3 protein-coding genes are annotated in these 3,228 nt (G+C 57.9%); 2 read left to right on the top strand and 1 reads right to left on the bottom strand.

Translation table 11 applies throughout. From position 1 onward, the window contains the following. The first annotated feature begins 291 nt into the window (after positions 1-291). A complete protein-coding gene (locus tag AC1DLB_RS26040) occupies positions 292-2,385 on the top strand; it encodes an LTA synthase family protein (RefSeq protein ID WP_018929880.1) in 2,094 nt (697 codons plus the stop codon). A gap of 60 nt (positions 2,386-2,445) precedes the next feature. Here the strand turns inward: AC1DLB_RS26040 and AC1DLB_RS26035 are convergent, their stop codons facing one another. Next, entirely contained in the window at positions 2,446-2,604 is a 159-nt protein-coding gene (locus AC1DLB_RS26035; RefSeq protein ID WP_172901242.1) for a DUF3309 family protein, read from the bottom strand. Positions 2,605-2,892: 288 nt separating this feature from the next. Here AC1DLB_RS26035 and AC1DLB_RS26030 point away from each other — a divergent pair. Continuing rightward, a partial coding sequence (locus tag AC1DLB_RS26030) for an SDR family NAD(P)-dependent oxidoreductase (RefSeq protein ID WP_477785913.1) occupies positions 2,893-3,228 on the top strand: 336 nt, incomplete at its 3' end.

Genomic DNA, 3,228 nt, shown 5'->3' with positions numbered 1-3,228 from the left:
CTACCAGGGGAGGGGAGTTATTTTGTTTCCGGATATGCGTTGAACGAAATTTTCACAATCTCTCCAAGACAATTCGCCTCAACGAATCAACCCCGCAACTTTGCGCCCACGCCGCTTGTCCCTGACCGCTATGAGCGGCAGTTTGGCTGTCGGGCAGTAATCAATGGCAATGCCGCGGTTGATCGTGCAACATTTGCGCACCGCGCACGCCCCGGGGCCGAGGATGGCCAACAGAGGGCAAGGCGCCACTGTATTTTTGTAACTTCAACTTCCAATGGGTCCTAAAACGACATGGCAAACCCGGACGCCCTGAATCAGCAGCGAGCTACTAGTCGCCTGCTGCAACCGACCGTCAAATCGCATCTGGCCTACACGCTGTTGTGCGCCCTGATCATGATGGTCATGTTCAGCCTGCTGCGCGTCGCGCTGCTGGTCTACAACCGCTCGATGATCCTCGACACACCGGCTTCGACCTTCCTGGAAGCGTTCGCCAATGGCTTGCGTTTCGACCTGCGCCTGGTGGTTTACCTCAGCGTTCCGCTGCTGCTGGCCCTGTTCAGCGCCCGGGCCATGGCGGCCCGCGGGTTCTTCCGGCTCTGGTTGACTGTAGCCTCGAGTATCGCGCTGTTCCTCGGCCTGATGGAGATGGACTTTTACCGCGAGTTCCACCAGCGCCTCAACGGCCTGGTCTTCCAGTATGTGAAAGAAGACCCGAAAACCGTGATGAGCATGCTCTGGTACGGTTTTCCGGTAGTTCGCTACCTGTTGGCCTGGGGTGTGGGCACGTTGATTCTGACCCTCGCGTTCAAGGGCGCCGACCGCGCCACACGTCCTCGCGGGCCGTTCAGCGGTGGCAGCATCGGCACGCGCCAGGTCGCTCCGTGGTATGCGCGCGGCGTGGTGTTCGTGGTCTGCCTGATGGTCTGTGTGGTCGCGGCGCGTGGCACCCTGCGCCAGGGCCCGCCGCTGCGTTGGGGTGACGTCTACACCACCGACTCGAATTTCGCCAACCAGTTGGGCCTCAACGGCACGCTGTCGCTGATCGCCGCGGCCAAGAGCCGGATGTCCGAAGAGCGCGACAACATCTGGAAAGCCACACTGGAACAACCTCTGGCCCAGCAGACCGTGCGCGATATGCTGCTGACTCCGAGCGACAAACTGGTGAACCCGGAGACCGCCGCGGTGCGTCGCAACTACACCCCCGACGCCAACAAGACACTGCCGATCAAGAACGTCGTGGTGATCCTGATGGAAAGCTTCGCCGGTCACTCGGTGGGCGCTCTGGGACGTCCGGGCGAGATCACGCCTTCCTTCGACAAACTGTCGAAAGAAGGTCTGTTGTTCGACCGTTTCTTCTCCAACGGCACCCATACCCACCAAGGTATGTTCGCCACCATGGCCTGCTTCCCGAACCTGCCAGGTTTCGAATACCTGATGCAGACCCCGGAAGGCAGCCACAAACTGTCCGGCCTGCCACAGTTGCTCAGCACTCGTGGCTACGACGATGTGTATGTTTATAACGGCGACTTCGCCTGGGACAACCAGTCGGGCTTCTTCAGCAACCAGGGCATGACCAACTTCATCGGGCGCAATGACTTCGTCAACCCGGTGTTCTCCGACCCGACCTGGGGCGTGTCTGACCAGGACATGTTCAACCGTGGCCTGGAAGAGTTGAAAGCCCGCGACGGCAAGGACAAGAAACCGTTCTATGCCTTGCTGCAAACCCTGTCCAACCACACGCCATACGCCTTGCCGACACCATTGCCGGTGGAGCGCGTGACCGATCGTGGCAGCCTCAACGAACACTTGACCGCCATGCGCTACTCCGACTGGGCATTGGGTCAGTTCTTTGAAAAGGCTCGCAAAGAGCCGTACTTCAAGGAAACCCTGTTCGTGATCGTCGGCGACCACGGTTTTGGCAATGAACAACAGATCACCGAAATGGACCTGGGCCGCTTCAACGTGCCGATGCTGATGATCGGGCCGGGCATACAGGAAAAATTCGGTCAGGTCGACCACACTGTGGGCACCCAGATCGACATCGTGCCGACCATCATGGGCCGCGTGGGTGGCGATGTGGTCCATCAATGCTGGGGGCGTGACTTGCTGAACCTGCCGGAAGGTGACAAGGGTTTCGGCATGATCAAGCCGTCGGGCAGCGATCAGACGGTCGCCTTGCTCACCGCGGACCGCGTGCTGGTACTGCCTAAAGAGATGCCGCCAAGGTTGTATCAATACGAACTGGGCGCTAACCCGAAAGGTGAAGTGATCCCGGCATCGGCTGACGAAGCGGCGCTCAAGCAGAAGCTCGAGTCGTTCATCCAGACGGCTACCAAGAGCCTGTTGGACAACACCGCCGGTGTGGTTGACGGCAAACCGGACTAAGTTTTTCCGGAATACAAAAGAGGCCCTTCGCAGGGCCTCTTTTTTTTGCCGGTAGAATCTCTATATCTTGCCAAGCAGCAATAGGATTAACAGCACCACCAACACCACGCCGATGATACCGGACGGGCCATAACCCCAACTTCTGGAGTGCGGGAAGACCGGCAGGCCGCCTATCAGCAACAGGATAAGAATAACGATAAGAATTGTGCCCATGTCTATTTCCTTGTTGGAAGCGTTGTGGGTTTGACCTGGCGTTTTAGCCATCAGCTGGACTTGTATTAATCCTAGCTGCTTAAAAAATCCGACTCATGGCTATGAAGAAAAATTCCAAGTTTTTTTAATGTTTTTGGAAAGTATGTTTATTTCTTTTGCTCTGTTTCGAAGTTGAAACAACCGCACCGCGCCGTGGTTCATCGCTGGCCATTCAGCACTCTGATGGAGCGTGGGTCGCGCATTATCCTTCGCTACACTCGGTGCATCTTCCCCGGAACAACAAGGCTGTTTGCTATGCAAAATCGCATGATGATCACTGGCGCGGGCTCAGGCCTGGGTCGCGAAATCGCGCTGCGCTGGGCGCGTGAAGGCTGGCAGCTGGCCTTGTCGGATGTCAGTGAGCCCGGTCTGCAGGAAACCCTCAAGTTGGTGCGCGAAGCCGGCGGTGACGGCTTCATTCAGCGCTGCGATGTGCGCGACTACAGTCAGTTGACCGCCTTCGCCCAAGCCTGCGAAGAGAAACTCGGCGGTATCGATGTCATCGTCAACAATGCCGGCGTGGCCTCGGGCGGGTTCTTCAGTGAACTGTCGCTGGAGGACTGGGATTGGCAAATCGCGATCAACCTGATG

This window comes from Pseudomonas sp. 05N434, from assembly GCF_056396965.1.
This window is presented reverse-complemented; position numbering and strand designations above follow the sequence as displayed.

Coding starts and splice junctions, on each gene's coding strand:
- AC1DLB_RS26040 (WP_018929880.1), top strand. CDS start 292: ATGGCAAACCCGGACGCCCTGAATCAGCAGCGAGCTACTAGTCGCCTG.